Annotated in this window: 18 protein-coding genes; 8 read left to right on the top strand and 10 right to left on the bottom strand. The window is 36.6% G+C overall.

Annotation, left to right across the window (positions count from 1 at the left end):
- Positions 1-25: 25 nt before the first annotated feature.
- Both AC4PG8_RS03455 and AC4PG8_RS03450 read right to left on the bottom strand, forming a co-directional pair.
- A complete protein-coding gene (locus AC4PG8_RS03455; RefSeq protein WP_112119729.1) occupies positions 26-610 on the bottom strand; it encodes a CYTH domain-containing protein in 585 nt (194 codons plus the stop codon).
- Between the two features lie 16 nt (positions 611-626).
- Positions 627-1,094 (bottom strand): tetratricopeptide repeat protein, encoded by a 468-nt coding sequence (locus AC4PG8_RS03450; protein ID WP_185484294.1) that lies wholly within the window; start codon positions 1,092-1,094, stop codon positions 627-629.
- A 158-nt stretch (positions 1,095-1,252) separates the two neighbouring features.
- Here AC4PG8_RS03450 and yjbM point away from each other — a divergent pair, with 158 nt between their 5' ends.
- The 4 genes from yjbM to fabI all read left to right on the top strand — a co-directional run bounded on the left by yjbM (position 1,253) and on the right by fabI (position 4,522).
- A complete protein-coding gene (yjbM, locus tag AC4PG8_RS03445; RefSeq protein ID WP_003722788.1) occupies positions 1,253-1,921 on the top strand; it encodes a GTP diphosphokinase in 669 nt (222 codons plus the stop codon).
- Between the two features lie 31 nt (positions 1,922-1,952).
- Complete coding sequence (locus tag AC4PG8_RS03440) at positions 1,953-2,747, top strand: NAD kinase (protein ID WP_003766243.1); 795 nt, start codon at positions 1,953-1,955, stop codon at positions 2,745-2,747.
- An 18-nt stretch (positions 2,748-2,765) separates the two neighbouring features.
- On the top strand, positions 2,766-3,656 hold the full coding sequence (locus tag AC4PG8_RS03435) for an RluA family pseudouridine synthase (protein WP_492170025.1): 891 nt from the start codon (positions 2,766-2,768) through the stop codon (positions 3,654-3,656).
- Between the two features lie 77 nt (positions 3,657-3,733).
- Positions 3,734-4,522, top strand: coding sequence for an enoyl-ACP reductase FabI (fabI, locus tag AC4PG8_RS03430; protein WP_185501345.1), 789 nt, complete (start codon positions 3,734-3,736; stop codon positions 4,520-4,522).
- Positions 4,523-4,553: 31 nt separating this feature from the next.
- On the opposite strand, the gene dltD is transcribed toward fabI, so the two are convergent.
- From dltD to AC4PG8_RS03405, 5 genes are read right to left on the bottom strand one after another with little or no spacing between them, the layout of a single operon-like run.
- Complete coding sequence (gene dltD / locus AC4PG8_RS03425) at positions 4,554-5,828, bottom strand: D-alanyl-lipoteichoic acid biosynthesis protein DltD (protein WP_045553431.1); 1,275 nt, start codon at positions 5,826-5,828, stop codon at positions 4,554-4,556.
- The gene (gene dltC, locus AC4PG8_RS03420) at positions 5,828-6,064 is read right to left on the bottom strand and encodes a D-alanine--poly(phosphoribitol) ligase subunit DltC (protein ID WP_003761466.1); all 237 of its coding nucleotides are present in this window, start codon (positions 6,062-6,064) and stop codon (positions 5,828-5,830) included. The genes dltD and dltC overlap by 1 nt, the downstream gene beginning before the upstream one ends.
- 24 nt (positions 6,065-6,088) lie before the next feature.
- Positions 6,089-7,273, bottom strand: a complete 1,185-nt coding sequence (gene dltB, locus AC4PG8_RS03415) for a D-alanyl-lipoteichoic acid biosynthesis protein DltB (protein WP_003771212.1) — start codon at positions 7,271-7,273, stop codon at positions 6,089-6,091.
- A complete protein-coding gene (dltA, locus tag AC4PG8_RS03410) occupies positions 7,270-8,802 on the bottom strand; it encodes a D-alanine--poly(phosphoribitol) ligase subunit DltA (RefSeq protein WP_010990699.1) in 1,533 nt (510 codons plus the stop codon). Before dltA ends, dltB begins: the two co-directional genes overlap by 4 nt.
- Positions 8,803-8,839: 37 nt before the next feature.
- Entirely contained in the window at positions 8,840-8,986 is a 147-nt protein-coding gene (locus tag AC4PG8_RS03405) for a teichoic acid D-Ala incorporation-associated protein DltX (RefSeq protein WP_003761469.1), read from the bottom strand.
- A 207-nt stretch (positions 8,987-9,193) separates the two neighbouring features.
- Between AC4PG8_RS03405 and rpiA the strand changes: the two genes are divergently transcribed.
- Positions 9,194-9,868, top strand: a complete 675-nt coding sequence (rpiA, locus tag AC4PG8_RS03400; protein ID WP_003771215.1) for a ribose 5-phosphate isomerase A — start codon at positions 9,194-9,196, stop codon at positions 9,866-9,868.
- 35 nt (positions 9,869-9,903) lie between these two features.
- Here rpiA and AC4PG8_RS03395 read toward each other — a convergent pair whose 3' ends face one another.
- Positions 9,904-10,341: a GNAT family N-acetyltransferase gene (locus AC4PG8_RS03395; RefSeq protein WP_185311109.1), complete on the bottom strand. Its 438-nt coding sequence runs from the start codon at positions 10,339-10,341 to the stop codon at positions 9,904-9,906.
- A gap of 17 nt (positions 10,342-10,358) precedes the next feature.
- Positions 10,359-11,108: an alpha/beta hydrolase gene (locus AC4PG8_RS03390; RefSeq protein WP_003761475.1), complete on the bottom strand. Its 750-nt coding sequence runs from the start codon at positions 11,106-11,108 to the stop codon at positions 10,359-10,361.
- 218 nt (positions 11,109-11,326) lie between these two features.
- Between AC4PG8_RS03390 and AC4PG8_RS03385 the strand changes: the two genes are divergently transcribed.
- The 3 genes from AC4PG8_RS03385 (at position 11,327) to AC4PG8_RS03375 (ending at position 14,054) form a co-directional block, all read left to right on the top strand.
- Positions 11,327-12,346, top strand: coding sequence for a branched-chain amino acid aminotransferase (locus AC4PG8_RS03385; RefSeq protein WP_003761476.1), 1,020 nt, complete (start codon positions 11,327-11,329; stop codon positions 12,344-12,346).
- A 194-nt stretch (positions 12,347-12,540) separates the two neighbouring features.
- On the top strand, positions 12,541-13,305 hold the full coding sequence (locus AC4PG8_RS03380; protein WP_045553428.1) for an ABC transporter ATP-binding protein: 765 nt from the start codon (positions 12,541-12,543) through the stop codon (positions 13,303-13,305).
- Complete coding sequence (locus AC4PG8_RS03375) at positions 13,302-14,054, top strand: ABC transporter permease (protein WP_003761478.1); 753 nt, start codon at positions 13,302-13,304, stop codon at positions 14,052-14,054. Before AC4PG8_RS03380 ends, AC4PG8_RS03375 begins: the two co-directional genes overlap by 4 nt.
- Before the next feature lie 36 nt (positions 14,055-14,090).
- Here the strand turns inward: AC4PG8_RS03375 and AC4PG8_RS03370 are convergent, their stop codons facing one another.
- Positions 14,091-15,566: an LM6179_1298 family efflux MFS transporter gene (locus AC4PG8_RS03370; RefSeq protein WP_492170024.1), complete on the bottom strand. Its 1,476-nt coding sequence runs from the start codon at positions 15,564-15,566 to the stop codon at positions 14,091-14,093.
- Positions 15,567-15,674 lie beyond the last annotated feature (108 nt).

Genomic DNA, 15,674 nt, shown 5'->3' with positions numbered 1-15,674 from the left:
TATAAATTAGTACGTTTTTCGTTATTTAGTCATTATTTTTATAGACGTGATTATAAAAACGAGCTACTTTATTTTCTGCTGGATGATTCGTTATTTGATATTCTTTGAGTAGTTTATCAAAAATTTCTTTCCCTTTATCGTAATCAGAAACTTCATATTCTAAATCAAAATCTGAAATAGAACCATAGAAATTTTTGTCGAATACGAGTAGTCCTTTTTTATAATCTTTTTCGGCCCGAATTGTTTTAAGGGAACCAAAAACTTGTAAATCTTCATGATTAATACCTATTTCTTTTAAAGTATCGCGCACTGGACCAACTGGAATATTTGCTCCGTCTGTAATGGCTGTTGCTTGATCTGCTGCTAAAATTTGAGTTGTTTCCATTAAACCGCGAGCCTCAGGAGTTTTTAGCGTTAATTGGTACTGCGTTTCTAACTGACGAATTCGAAGAGCAGAGTTACGTTCTTTTAAGCCGAAATCTGCCGTATCTAAATAAAAATTAGTTTGTTCAAAAAAATCATCCTCTTTAATTCGAAAATCCTCTATAAGTCGATCATATTCCTCTTTTGTCAAAAGATTGCGGAATTCTATTTCTAGTTCTTTTACCATGAAAATTCATCTCCTCTTAATGAAATAACGCATCTAAATCTTGTGCATAAAATTGAATCGCTTTTTTGTAACTTAAAATATCTTTGTCATTAGTTGTATTTGTTAGTAACAGAAGTGCTTCTTGTAAGGCTTCTTTTTCCTGACCTTGATTATACTTAGCCATGATGAAAAAAGTACGTAAAGCATTATTTTCTGGGAACTCTTCTATCGCTTTTTGGAAAAGAAGGACGGCTTTTTCGGGAGAACCTGTTATGCGGTAGGTGCTACCAAGGCCAATGTACGCTTCTTTTTTATCTGCATCAGGAAGACCAAGCTCCAGTGCTTTCTCATAAAAAGGGATAGCGGCATCTTCTTTACCGAGCGCATCGTGTGCCCATGCTGCAAAATAATTTAGTTCCGCATTTTCTGGGGCGTTTTTTAATTCTGCAAGGGCTTTTAGTCGAGCAGTTTCGTAATCGCCATTTTGAAGTAAAGTAAGAATCATTTCCATCATCCTTTTCATTGTATCGTTAGCGCTTCAGTTTTATTTTAACATGTGATTGAAAAAAAGGTTACTTTTAGCAAGGTGGATTAATCACTTTTGTGTTAAAATATAACTGATGTTGCATAAATTTAATCATGAATATACTTGAGGTGAGCGATTTGAATCATTGGGAAGACTTTTTAGCGCCTTATAAACAGGCAGTAGAAGAACTTAAAATTAAACTTAAAGGAATGCGTTCACAATTTGAGCTTGAAAATAATCATTCGCCAATTGAATTTGTTACAGGACGAGTGAAGCCAGTTGCGAGCATATTAGACAAAGCTAATCAAAAACATATTGCACTTGACCATTTAGTGGAAGAAATGCAAGATATTGCGGGACTGCGAATGATGTGTCAATTTGTAGATGATATTGAGGTTGTCGTTCGTCTTTTAAGGCAACGCAATGATTTTCGGATTGTGGAAGAGCGCGATTATATTACAAATAAGAAACCCAGTGGATACCGTTCGTATCACGTCGTTATTGAATACCCAGTGGAAACAATTCAAGGTGAGAAGAAGATTTTAGCTGAAATCCAAATTAGGACATTAGCAATGAATTTTTGGGCGACTATTGAGCATTCGGTAAACTATAAATACCAAGGCGAATTTCCAGAAGCGATTAATAAGCGACTAAAACGCGCTGCCGAGGCGGCTTTTCAATTAGATGAGGAAATGTCGCAAATTCGTGAAGAAATACAAGAAGCGCAAGTCTATTTTTCTCAAAACAAAGATGTATCAAAGGATAAAAAAGCGGTACACCAAGTAATGCCAAAGAAAAATAAGTAATTAAGCGTAGGAATAGGGGCGAATAGAAATAATGAAATATATGATTACTTCAAAAGGGGACGAGAAGTCAGATTTGCTGCGATTGAATATGATCGCTGGTTTTGGGGAATATGACATGGAATATGATGAGATAGAACCTGAAATCGTTATTTCTATTGGCGGAGATGGAACTTTTTTGTCTGCGTTTCATCAATATGAAGAGCGCTTAGATGAAATTGCTTTTATCGGAATTCATACTGGTCATCTTGGCTTTTATGCTGATTGGCGCCCAGCTGAAGCAGATAAATTAGTTAAGTTATTAGCAAAAGGAGAATATCAAAAAGTTTCTTATCCACTGCTTAAAACTACAGTAAAATACGGCATTGGCAAAAAAGAAGCTGAGTATTTAGCGCTAAATGAGTCAACCGTAAAAAGTTCAGGTGGACCTTTTGTTGTGGATGTAGTTATTAATGATCTCCATTTTGAACGATTCCGCGGAGATGGTTTATGTATGTCAACACCAAGCGGAACGACTGCCTATAATAAATCACTCGGGGGAGCGCTAATGCATCCGTCCATTGAAGCAATGCAATTAACTGAAATGGCGTCGATTAATAATCGAGTTTACCGGACAATCGGTAGTCCACTCGTTTTTCCGAAGCATCATGTAGTTAGTTTACAACCGGTAAATGACAAGGATTTTCAAATTTCTGTGGACCATTTAAGTATTTTGCATCGTGATGTTCAGGAAATTCGTTATGAAGTATCAGCGAAAAAAGTTCATTTTGCGAGATTCAGATCATTTCCATTTTGGCGTCGAGTACACGATTCATTTATAGAAGATTAAGCTAGCAGGAGGAAGCATGTGTTTTTAGAATGGCAAGTAAAAAATGAAGAAGATGGGCTGTTGCTTAGAACTTTTCTGAAAAGCAAGCACATATCTAAACAATTATTAACCGCAGTAAAATTTGGCGCGGATGGTAAAATTGAAGTTAATAACGAAGAACAAAATGTTTTATATCATGTTAAAACTGACGATAAAGTTCGACTTACCTTTCCAACAGAACAACTAAATGAACGATTATTGGCAGAGCATACAGATTTAGAAGTAGTTTTTGAAGATGACTTTTTATTAATTATTAATAAACCGGCCGGAATGGCTTCAATTCCATCTCAATATCATCCGACCGGTTCAGTAGCAAATTTTGTAAAAGGACACTACGAAAATCAAGGGCTTACAAGTGCTATCCATATCGTAACAAGGCTTGACCGAGAAACATCAGGATTAATGTTAATCGCCAAAAATAGATACGCACACGCCAGGCTCAGTAGTTTTTTACAACAAGGACTACTCAAAAGACGATACCAAGCTTTCACTTCAGGTACCCTGGAAGAAGAAGCAGGATCTATTGAAGCGCCAATAGGACGCAAGGATGTAAGTATAATGGAGCGTTTTGTTACTCCAGAAGGAAAATATGCGAAAACAAACTACGAGGTTCTCATGCGTTATAACGGGTTTGATCATTTAGCAATCCAGCTTGAGACAGGGCGAACACATCAAATTCGGGTGCATTTTTCTTATATCGGTCATCCGCTTATTGGTGATGACATGTACGGCGGGGATCAGGTGCTACTTAAAAGACAAGCACTTCACTCTTGTCATCTACATTTAGTCCACCCAGTCACAGAAGAATATATGGCGTTTGATTTGCCTTTACCAGAAGATATGGAGCAGATAATTCAAAAATCGAAGTAATAAGTGTTTTAAAAAGTTATTTGGTCATGTAAAATGGAAGAAGCGAACAAATCGCATCAAAATTAGGAGGAAAGAACATGAATTTATCATTAGAGGGAAAAACATATGTTGTAATGGGAGTAGCTAATAAACGCAGTATTGCTTGGGCGATTGCTCGTTCATTAAATGAAGCAGGAGCAAAACTAGTATTTACATATGCGGATGATCGTGCGAAAAAAAGCATTACTGAACTAGTACCTTCATTAAACGAAATAAATCAAAATCCACTTATTTTAGCATGTGATGTAACAAGTGAGGACGCTATTACAGCGACATTTGAAACAATTAAAGATAAAGCAGGCAAACTTAGTGGTTTAGCACATTGTATTGCATTTGCTAATAAAGATTACTTAACTGGTGACTATCTAGAGGTAGATCGTAAAAGCTTCTTACAAGCGCATGAAATCAGTGCTTACTCGTTTACAGCGGTGGCGCGTGCGTTAAAACACTTAGATATGTTAACTGAAGATGCTAGCTTGCTTACTTTAACTTATCTTGGCGGTGAGCGTGTTGTAGAAAACTACAATATCATGGGTGTTGCTAAAGCTTCTCTTGATGCTAGCGTGAGATACCTTGCAATGGACCTAGGAGCTATCGGAGTGCGTGTGAATGCTATTTCTGCTGGACCAATTAGAACAGTCTCTGCACGTGGCGTTAGCGGCTTCTCGGACTCGATTTCACTTGTAGAAGAAAGAGCACCTCTAAAACGTGCAACACAAGCAGAAGAAGTAGGAGATACAGCTTATTACTTATTCAGTAACTTATCACGAGGCGTAACAGGTGAAGTAATTCATGTGGATAGCGGTTATCATATTATTGGATTCTAACAATGAAAAAAATCCAGGAGTAGTTTAAATACTACTTCTGGATTTTTTTTGGTCCATTATCTGGATGACTTTTAATATAATAATCATCTACTGTTGGTTTATAGTTTGTTTGAACCGGTGCTTTGACAAAATCAGCAAGGACTTGGTCGATTTTTACCCAACCGCGCCAGCTTAAATGAATAGGATCTTCTAAAAAGAAAGAATCATTTTGATATTGTTCTAGAGAGTAATAACGGAAGCCTTGACTCTCGATTTGTTGTTTTGTTTTAGCATAGTAACCATCTAAGCCTTGTTTGTTCATACCAATGTAGTCAATCCATTTACCGTTGATAGGAGGATTGATGAAAATAACATCAGCGCCAGCTTTTTTAAATGCGTCCATTAGAAGTTGTAAATCACCAAATTCTGGAGATTCATCGTAACGCAAATCTTTACGGCTATCTTTTAACTTACCTTCAATTGGTTTGATTTTTTTCTGATAATATTTTTCTTTCACTTGGAAAGGATTGTCGCCGATACTTTTCTCACCAGTTTCTTTTGCTAGGTCATCTAGTTGTTTATAATCTAATTTTTCTGGGAGATCTTTTAGACCTTTTTCTATACGATCTTGTTTGGAACCTGAAACTGTTTTCGATTCTAAATCGTCTTTACGTTCTAAAATTTTCAGTTCGACATTACCAGCAAGTTTTACAAGTTTTGGATCATGAGGTTTTTTAGGACCTTTTGCGACAATGTTTTCAAGTAATTTCTTTAAAGTAGAGTCGCTTTGAACCACTTGGAACGATAATAATCTTTTTGCTGCATATCTGCGTTCAGGTGTGTTTTTCGCGTCTTCAAGTGCAAATTTATAAGCATGAAGAGGGGAGAAGTTAGCACCAAACGATGGATCAGAAACGCCTTTAGGTTGGAACCATTGTGGAGATAAAACTACAGCCACTTTTTTACCTCTTAAGTCATCACCAAGTGCATTTACATCAAGAAAATGGCTTAATGATTGTGTACCCGGACGACCTAATAGGAATGGTGTATAACCTTGATCATATTTTTTTGAGACTACGCTAGGATGAAATGGGTCGACACGAGAAAGCTCCGAAGAACCATAAATTGGTAAATAGTTTCCTTCTTTTAAAGCTTCTTTCTGGATGTCTAAGCCTTGGATGACGTATTCGTTCATAGACGTAGCGCTCTTTTCTACAGTCTCCGAAGACACATAAGAAAATAAGCTGCTAGGTCCAAATAGAACGAAAAGGAAAACCGCGAATGCGACCAGTAAAGGCCCAAATGTCATCCACAGCTTTTTTTTCATTATTTTAGCGCCTCAAGTTGTGTAATAATCATTTCAGGAGTAGCCCATTCGTCGCGGTCAAATTCTGAAACGGGTACAGTAATATCTAGTCTTGATTCAATTTCAATTAAAAGTTGAACAGTTGCCATTGAGTCTAGTAAACCTTCATCAAATAATTTGATATTTGTATTTTGTACTACTTCATCAGTTTCTGTAATTTCTTCTAAGATTTCTAATACATTTTCACGAAAAGCCATTTAAATTACCACCTTTAGTTAGTTTTAAAAATTAATTTTATCTAAAATACCTGAGAAAATCAGGAATCCGAAACAAACAAATTGGAATGTAATGATAACGCCGATTACATAAGTTATTTTGTTTTTTGGATAGAACTTGTGCTTTTTGTTAAAGCGTTCGATTAGGTCGAAACCAACAATTAAAGTGGCTTGATAAAGACCATAAACGATGTAATACCAGTGAAGTCCGTGCCATACACCCATGATGAAAAAGTTAACAAAATATGCGATATAGGCGATGGTGAACTTACTCTTGAACCATTTCTTTTTTGTAAGCCATAAGACAAAACGCATAAATACATAATCACGGAACCAGAAGGAAAGAGTCATATGCCAGCGATTCCAGAATTCTTTAATGTTTCGTGCTGCAAAAGGCTTATTGAAGTTCATTGGTGTTTGAACGCCGAGTAGATAACTCACTCCGACTGCGAAGGCACTGTAGCCAGCAAAGTCAAAGAATAGGTACATACTGTATGCGTACATATAACCAATCAAACTTGTTGTTGTATCAACATTGTGTGTAATCGCGATGTCTAGTGGAACAACAAAATGTTTGTTTACTAAGTATGCGATAATGAATTTATAGAGAAAACCAAGGAAGATAAGGAAAATTCCTCGATTCAGTAAAGCAACATAAGCTTCTTTACTAGGCGGATTATCAACGTCTTTTTTAAAGCGACGGAACCGGTCAATCGGTCCTGATGAAATAGTTGGGAAAAATAGTAAGAAATTAACAAAATCCCATGCGTTGTACTGTTTAATTAAGTTATCGCGTATTTCAATAATCATTTGTGTCGCTTTAAAAGTTAAGTACGAAATCCCTAGGAAACCAACCATTGTTACTTGGTCTCCTAAAATTGGAACTACTTTAGAGATTACAAGCGGGAGAATGGAGAGAATCACTGCTATGACGAATACGCCGCCATGATTCTGTTTTTTCTCCTGCCTGTAATGGAAGTAAAGTCGTACGAGTGCAAGTTGCCAGAAAACAAAGAAGATAAAAGTAACTCCTTGGACTGGATTTGCAGCGAATAAAAAGTATAAAAATACTAATGTGACAAAAGCGTTATATATCGGTAATCTTTTTCCTAACAAACCAGCTACTATGATAGGAATGAAAAACAGAAGAAGTACTCCAAAATAAAGTATTGTACCGTATGGTGTGCTCACTTGTTAACCTCGCTGTTAAGTGCTTTTCGATCAATTTTGCCATTCATTGTCAACGGGAATTCCGTTTTATAAATCCATTTTCTTGGGATCATATATGCTGGCATAAATTCTTTTAATTCGTTTTTGATTGCTGCACTTAGCTGGTATTCTTTTTCAAAATCGTGGGAAGACGGGATGACCTGAGCGACCAACATATCAACCTTTTCATCTTTCATTTTAGGAATAATAGCGCAGTTTTGGATGTAACTTACTTTTTTTAGATTGTTTTCAATATCTTCAAGTTCGATTCTGTAACCATGAAGCTTAATTTGGAAGTCAAGACGACCTTGGAAGAAGAGATAACCATCTTTTATAACACCAGAGTCACCAGTATGGTAGGCTTGGTAACCTTTGTAATCAAAGAATACTTGGTCTGTTTTTTCTGGTTCGTTTAAATATCCTTTTGAAACACTTGCACCGATTAGGATGATTTCGCCTTTTTCGCCTTCAGGAAGTATTTCACCAGTTTCTTGATCGACAATATGAAGTCGCATATCTGGTTTAATAACTCCAAGTGGTAGGCTCGGATAAGCATCAATCAACTCGCGTGTTACTTTTACTTGTGTAACAGCAACAGTAGCTTCAGTCGGCCCGTATGTGTTATAAATGACTGCATCTGGGAAACGGTCAAGTAGTTCACTTGCTGTTTTCTTAGCAAGTACTTCACCACAGAATAAGAAACGTGTTAAATTAGGGTTGTTTTCTTGGTTGAAATTATCATCTAGTAAACATAAGTCTGCAAATGATGGAGTAGAAACCCATACATCAAAATTTTGAGCAGGTATTTCGCGATATAAATCTTTCATGTTAGCAGTGATTGTTTTATCTAGTGGTACAAGAGTTCCACCTGAAAGTAAGCTTGGATATAAGTCCATAACCGACAAGTCAAAGGAAAATGGTGCTTGGTTTAAGAAGCGCAATCCTTGTCTTAACGAGAAATCTTGTAAAATCCAATTGCTAAAACTAACTAAATTGTTTTGGCTAATTTGAACGCCTTTTGGATTTCCTGTGCTTCCTGATGTGTATATAATATAATAATTATCATCATTTTTAACACATTCAGCAGGGTCTGGCACTTCTTCAAAATGTTTTTCCAAAGCATCCATCAATTGGTCTTGTGTTAGAACGGGACAACCTGTAATTGTAAGGTTGCTTGGAAGCTCTTCTGTGCAAATGAATAGTGCAGGATCTGCTGCTTTTTTGATTTGTTCTATACGTTCAACTGGCATAGAAACATCTACAGGAACATAAGCACGTCCTGATTTAATAGTACCTAAAAACGCAATAAGCATTAGTGGGGACATGTGTCCGTACACGATAATAGGTTTTTCTTTGTCAGAGTTTAAAGTATTTAGTAGAAAAGAGCCGAATGCATCCGATTGCCGTTTAAGTTCTTTGTAGGAAAGACGTGTTCCAGCATATTCATAGCAAGGGAAATCCGGTGTCTTTTCTGCCCATGCATCAATTCTTTCAATGATACTCGTTGTCATAATTGATATTCCCATTTTTTAACAGTCCTTTCTTTTTTTAAAATTCATTGTAAATAAATTTGGCGCCTTCAGGGTTTTTGAAACCATAAAACCATAGCAACCCAAGCAAAACAGTCAAGTAAAAAATAGTCTTCATTGTAAAAATTGTTGCTGGATGATGCAAAAATAGTTTTACTTTATTCATAAATCCACCTCTTTATTATTTCAGTTATGTTACAAATATTAAAATTAAACTCTTAATACTTACTTACTGTAATACATCTGTCTTTAAATGTCTAATTACATTTTTGTAAGGTTAGAAAAATAAACTTACTTTGAACTTAAAAGTAGGTGGCGTATAATGAAAATATCGATATCGCAATGCTTTAATGCTAAGTTGGGAGGAAAATAAATGATTAATCAAAAGAAAATCGCAGGTGAAAAAGCGTGTGAATGGATTGAAGATGGAATGGTTGTCGGACTTGGAACGGGAAGTACCGTTTATTATACGATTGAAAAATTAGGGGAAATGGTGCAAAAAGGCTTAAACATTACTGGGGTGGCTACTTCTATAGAAACAGAACAACAAGCTCGGACATTAGGGATTCCGCTAAAATCTTTAAATGATGTAACGAAAATTGATGTCACAATTGATGGCGCTGATGAAATTAATCAAGCTTTTCAAGGAATAAAAGGGGGCGGAGGAGCACTTTTACGAGAAAAGATGGTTGCTCAAGCTAGTTCAAAGAATATTTGGGTTGTTGGGGAAGAGAAGCTTGTGACAGAGCTTGGAAAATTTCCTTTGCCACTTGAAGTGATTCCTTTTGGATGGAAGCAAATTAAACGAATGCTAGAAAATGACGGGGTTGAAACTACTTTACGCAAACAGTCGTCAGGAGAAATATATGAAACAAATAACGGCAATTATATTTTAGATATTATAAATCAGACCTTTACTAATCCAGAAGCTTGGCATGAAAAGTTAGCGGGCATTCCTGGGGTACTTGAGCACGGCTTATTTCTTCATTATGTAGATATAATTATTTGCGGCAAAGCATCAGGAGAAATAGAGATAATAAAAAAATAGTTATTTCTTCTATTAGAAAGAAATAACTATTTTTATTAATAAGTTAATGTTTTTTTCATTTCTTTATGTTTAATTCCTGCATCTAAGAATACATCAGAGCACGTTTCATAGCCAAGTTTTTCATAAAAGGGGATTGCTGTTAACTGGGCGCCTAATTTTAGTGTTGTTAATCCACGCGTTTTAGCTTCCAGTTCAATAGCTTCCATGATTCTACGTCCACTGCCGGAGCCACGGGCTATTTTTTGGGTGCAAATGCGTTCGACTTTACCGTAACCATCCTTTACGCGAAATCTGCCTGTCGCGAGCGCTGTGCCGTCTTCAGCGTAATCAACAAACATATCCACCGAAGCCATTTCATCAAATTCATCCCATTCTAATGCAGGATCTACATTTTGTTCGACAACGAAAACGTCATTTCGAATTTTTAGTGCTGCTTGTTTACCTTGTTCATCTGTTACTTTTTTTACCGTCAAGTTGTTACCGTCCCTTCCTAAGCGCGCATGCTTTCTAAGTCAAACGTATTTACTGGAAGCATAAATTGTAAGGATTCTTTAATAAATGGCTGCCAGTATTTCCAGCGATGATCGCCGTTAAATACGCGGAAATAATAATCAAACCCACGAGAGGTTAAAATTTGTTCTAAAGATTTGTTTGGTGATAGAAAATCGAGTATTTCATCCCCAGTAGTTTCAACTGCAGTTTCTTGGTCGCCAATAATATGGTAGATTTTTACTTTGGCAGGGTCAGCTTTTTCTGCTAATGTAAGGATTGCATCGTCGACATAAGGAGAATGTAAGATAACATTACCGAACGTAAACGGAAATAGTAGTGCGGCTTTTAATGAAACAGATGCACCAAGGGAGTCACCCATAAGAAATCTACTCGTTGGCATTTGGAAAGAAGGGAAGCGTTCTTCAAGATAAGGAACAAGTTCGAATGCTAAGAACCGGATGTATGCTTCATTTTGTTCACCATCTGGATGATACTTTTCTCGGCGATCCATGACAGTTTTGTAAGGAATACCAATGAAAATGGCTTTTTGAATCTGCTCGTTTACTGCTAATTCTTCCGAGTGACGCGCAAGTTTACCAAACTGAAAATAATCTTTTCCATCTTGTACAATAAATAAAGGATATTTGTAAAGTGGCGAAAAATCAGGTGGTAAGCAAATAATTAAATCGAGTTCCTCTCCTAGCAATTTACTGTAAAATTTCTCATCTAACATTTTATGAGCTGTCATTTTCATTCTCTCCTTTCTTGAAATCCTTCCTTCTAAGATGATTGTTTTTTGAAAAGTTACTCTATTTTAGCATGAATTACGTTAAAAGAAAGAACATTTTGCCTATTTATTAGAAAAAATTTTCTTTTTCATAGGACTTCACTGCAATAATAGCGTTTATTGTGCTATACTGAAACATACAATAATTCTGATTTATCGATAGAAAGTGGGGATTTTGAATGAGTAAAGATATTGACTGGAGTAATTTAGGGTTTAGTTATATTAAAACGGACAAGCGTTATATTTCACATTGGAAAGACGGAGCGTGGGATGAAGGTACTTTGACGGAAGATAATACACTTCATATTAGTGAAGGTTCTACTGCACTTCATTATGGCCAACAATGTTTTGAAGGTTTGAAAGCATATCGTTGTAAGGATGGTTCCATTAACCTTTTTCGTCCAGATCGTAATGCTGCTCGTATTCAAAAAAGTTGTGAACGTTTATTAATGCCTCATATTCCAACAGAAAAATTTATTGATGCTTGTATGCAAGTTGTTCGTGCAAATGAAGAATTTGTTCCACCTTATGGTACTGGAGCAACTCTTTATTTACGACCATTTGTAATTGGCGTAGGTGATAATATTGGCGTTCATGCAGCTCCAGAGTATATTTTCTCTGTTTTCTGTTCACCAGTTGGTCCTTATTTCAAAGGCGGAATGGCACCAACTAACTTTATCGTTTCTGACTTTGACCGTGCCGCTCCAAATGGAACAGGTGCAGCAAAAGTAGGCGGTAACTATGCAGCAAGTTTACTTCCAGGGCAAAACGCAAAAGATCGTAATTTTGGGGATTGTATCTACTTGGACCCAGCTACTCATACAAAAATTGAAGAAGTTGGCTCGGCTAATTTCTTTGGTATTACAAAAGACGATAAATTTATTACGCCGTATTCTCCTTCTATTTTGCCAAGTATCACGAAGTATTCATTACTTTATTTGGCAGAACACCGTTTAGGTTTAAAAGCAGAAGAAGGCGATGTATTTATTGATAAGTTAGATGAATTTAAGGAAGCAGGCGCATGTGGAACCGCCGCAGTTATCACACCAATTGGCGGTATTCAAACAAAAGATGACTTCCATGTATTTTACAGTGAAACAGAAGTAGGGCCAGTAACAAAACGCCTATTTGATGAACTATGTGGAATTCAATTTGGAGATGTAGAAGCTCCAGAAGGTTGGATTTATAAAGTGAAATAATGACAAACCGTCCGTTTATCGGGCGGTTTTTTTTATGCTTAATTTTAGTTAATTTATTTTTAAAAAAGAATATAAGTTTTTTGTTGACAGCATATCAACTAAGTGTTACTATATAGTGGTAATAAGTGATACAGAATACCCGTGATACTAAGTAGTGAAATAAAATAGGAAATTGGAAGGAAGGGTGAGTTCAAATGAACGAATGGATGATTGAAGCTAGTGGGTTAAGAAAGTCTTTCAAAAAAACCGAAGTCTTAAAGGGCGTTGATTTTGGAGTAAGGCGCGGTGAGATTTTTGCTTTACTTGGCTCTAACGGTGCTGGGAAAACAACGACTATTCAAATTTTAACTACACTTTTGAAAGCAGATAATGGAAAAGCGAGTGTTGCTGGATTAGATGTTACGAAAGAACCAGAGAAAGTGAGAGAGCATATTAGTCTTACGGGACAATTTGCTGCAGTAGATGGTTTACTAACTGGTCGTGAGAATATTTTACTCATTGCAAAATTACGAGGAGAAAAAAATCCTGATCAAACAGCCAAAGATTTACTAGCCCGTTTTGGTTTAGAAAAAGCTTCAGACCGAAGAGCAGACACATATTCAGGTGGGATGATGAGACGTCTTGATATTGCAATGAGTTTAGTGGGATCTCCGGATGTGATTTTTCTTGATGAACCGACGACAGGTCTTGATCCAGAAGGACGGATTGAGGTATGGAAAACGATTAAAGCTCTTTCTGATGAAGGAACTACTATTTTACTGACGACACAGTATTTAGATGAAGCGGAGCAACTTGCTGATAGAATTGCAATCCTTCACGGCGGAACGATTATTGCAAATGGTACTTTAGAGGAGCTAAAAAAATTGTTCCCACCTGCTGAAATTGAATATGTCGAGAAACAACCATCACTGGAAGAAATTTTCTTAGCAATTATTAATGGTAAGGAGGGAGTAAAATGAAAGCGATTCGCGATACAAGAATCTTATTTGGTCGCTCGATGCGTCACATTTTGCGTAGTCCAGATACAATTATTACAGTAGCAATTATACCCATTATGATTATGTTGATGTTTGTCTATGTACTAGGTGGAGCGATTCAAACAGGAACAGATAACTATGTTGATTACTTGTTACCAGGGATTATTTTAATGGCAATTGCAAGTGGGATAGCTTATACGGCAGTACGATTATTTACAGATGTGCAAAAAGGGCTGTTCCAACGATTTCATTCTATGCCAATTAGTCGTTCTTCTGTATTATGGGGACATGTTTTAACTTCTTTAGTTTCTAATGCAATTTCAGTTGTTTTGATTATTCTAGTTGCTTTATTAATTGGATTTAGGTCATCTGCTGGGATTTTAGAATGGCTTGCTGTAGCTGGGATATTGCTACTTTTCACGTTAGCTTTAACTTGGGTGGCTGTTATTCCTGGTTTGACTGCAAAATCGGTTGATGGGGCGAGTGCTTTTTCTTACCCACTGATTTTCTTGCCTTTTATAAGTTCTGCTTTCGTTCCAACTGATACGATGCCAACTGCGGTTCGGGTATTTGCGGAAAATCAACCAGTAACTTCTATTGTAAATACAATTCGAGCATTGTTATATTCAGGATCCGTTGGTAATGAAATCTGGATTGCACTTGCCTGGTGTGTTGGTATTACAGTCGTAGCTTATATCTTTGCAGTACTAAAATATAAAAAAACAATCTAACAAAAAAGGATTGGCTCAAAGGAGCCAATCCTTTTTTTAATTTTCACCAGAAATATGTTTTTTCGGTAAAATGAAATGGATATAATAACTAACGATACAACAAGCAAACATTACCCAGAAAACCATGTGGAGTCCGCTATATAAAATATCTCTAAGCGGTTCGACTAGATCTGGATTAACATTACCTGAAGTTTGTGGGCTGATTAGCTGATTTAAATTACTACGATTTACTTCGCTACCAGCTGCTGCACGGAATTGTGTGGTTAATACGGAGTTGAAAATAGTTCCAAAGACAGCGACACCAATCGTTTGACCAACAGTTCTAAATAGTGTGTTGGAAGCAGTAGCAATACCAGTTTGGAATCTCGGCACAGCATCTTGGACGGTTACAGTTGTAGTAGTAAAAATAATCCCAAAGCCAAATCCCATAAAGGCACTATTTAAATAGAAGAAGATGTCATTTGTGGAAGCTGGGAATAAAGCTAAAATAAGTCCACTTGCAGCTGTTATTAATACGCCAATTCCGACTGTATGGCGATTTCCTAGTGTCATTAAAAGCTTTCCGCCTATAAATGAACCGATAATCCACGTGACGGAAAGTGGTGCAAGCATAAATCCAGCAATTGTGGCTCCGTGGCCAAGCATTCCTTGAGCCCACATTGGAATATAAACATTAATACCAATTAAAAAGGCACTAATTAGAAAACCAATTAAGTTTCCAATTAAAACAACTGGATTTTTAAATAAAACAAATGGCATAATCGGATCTTTGGCACGTTTTTCGACAAAATAAAAAGCAACAAATAATAATATCGAAATGGCAAAAAGAATGACTACGAGCGGTTCTGTCCAGTTGAGGGACTCTCCAGCTCGCTGTAATGCAAATAATAATCCTAAAAGTGCTACGGTAAATAGTGAGGCACCAAGATAATCAATTGGTAATTTTACTCGTTCGACCTCTTCACGTAAATAAAGCAAAATAAGTAAGATAGTTAGAAGTCCGATTGGCACATTAATAAAGAAAATCCAATGCCAAGAAAGTTGGTCTACTAAAAACCCACCAACGAGCGGACCGAAAACACCTGCAATACCCCAAGCAGAACCCATGAAACCAAGTACTTTTGCTCGTTTTTCAAATGGGTATACGTCTGCGATAATCGTCATAGTAGATGGTAAAATCCCGCCTGCTCCAATACCTTGAATCGCGCGAAAAATAATTAATTGCTCCATATTTTGTGCAAATCCACAAAGTGATGAACCAATGATAAAAATAATTGTCGCAATTACAAAGATATTTTTTCGTCCATACAAATCAGACAGTTTTCCGTAAATAGGAACCGTCACTGCTGATGTTAGTAAATAAACAGAAAAAATCCAGTTCATTAACTCTATGCCGTCCAACTGACTTACAATCGTTGGCATCGCAGTACTCACGATGGTACCTTCAATAGCTGCCATAAATGTTGCGACAAATACGGCGATGGTAACGGCTTTTACTTTTGTTTGTTCCAAAAAATTCCCTCCCTTTTCGTCTACCGAATTATAGCATATAAAAGGACTGATTTGGAAAAAAATTAATCTTAAGAAATGCGTTAGGTGAAGATAAGCGCTATAATATAA

It is taken from the genome of Listeria sp. MAN/IMW/UF555 (genome assembly GCF_058684075.1).
Note: the sequence above shows the minus strand (reverse complement) of the source record. Positions and strands in the feature narration are given on the sequence as shown.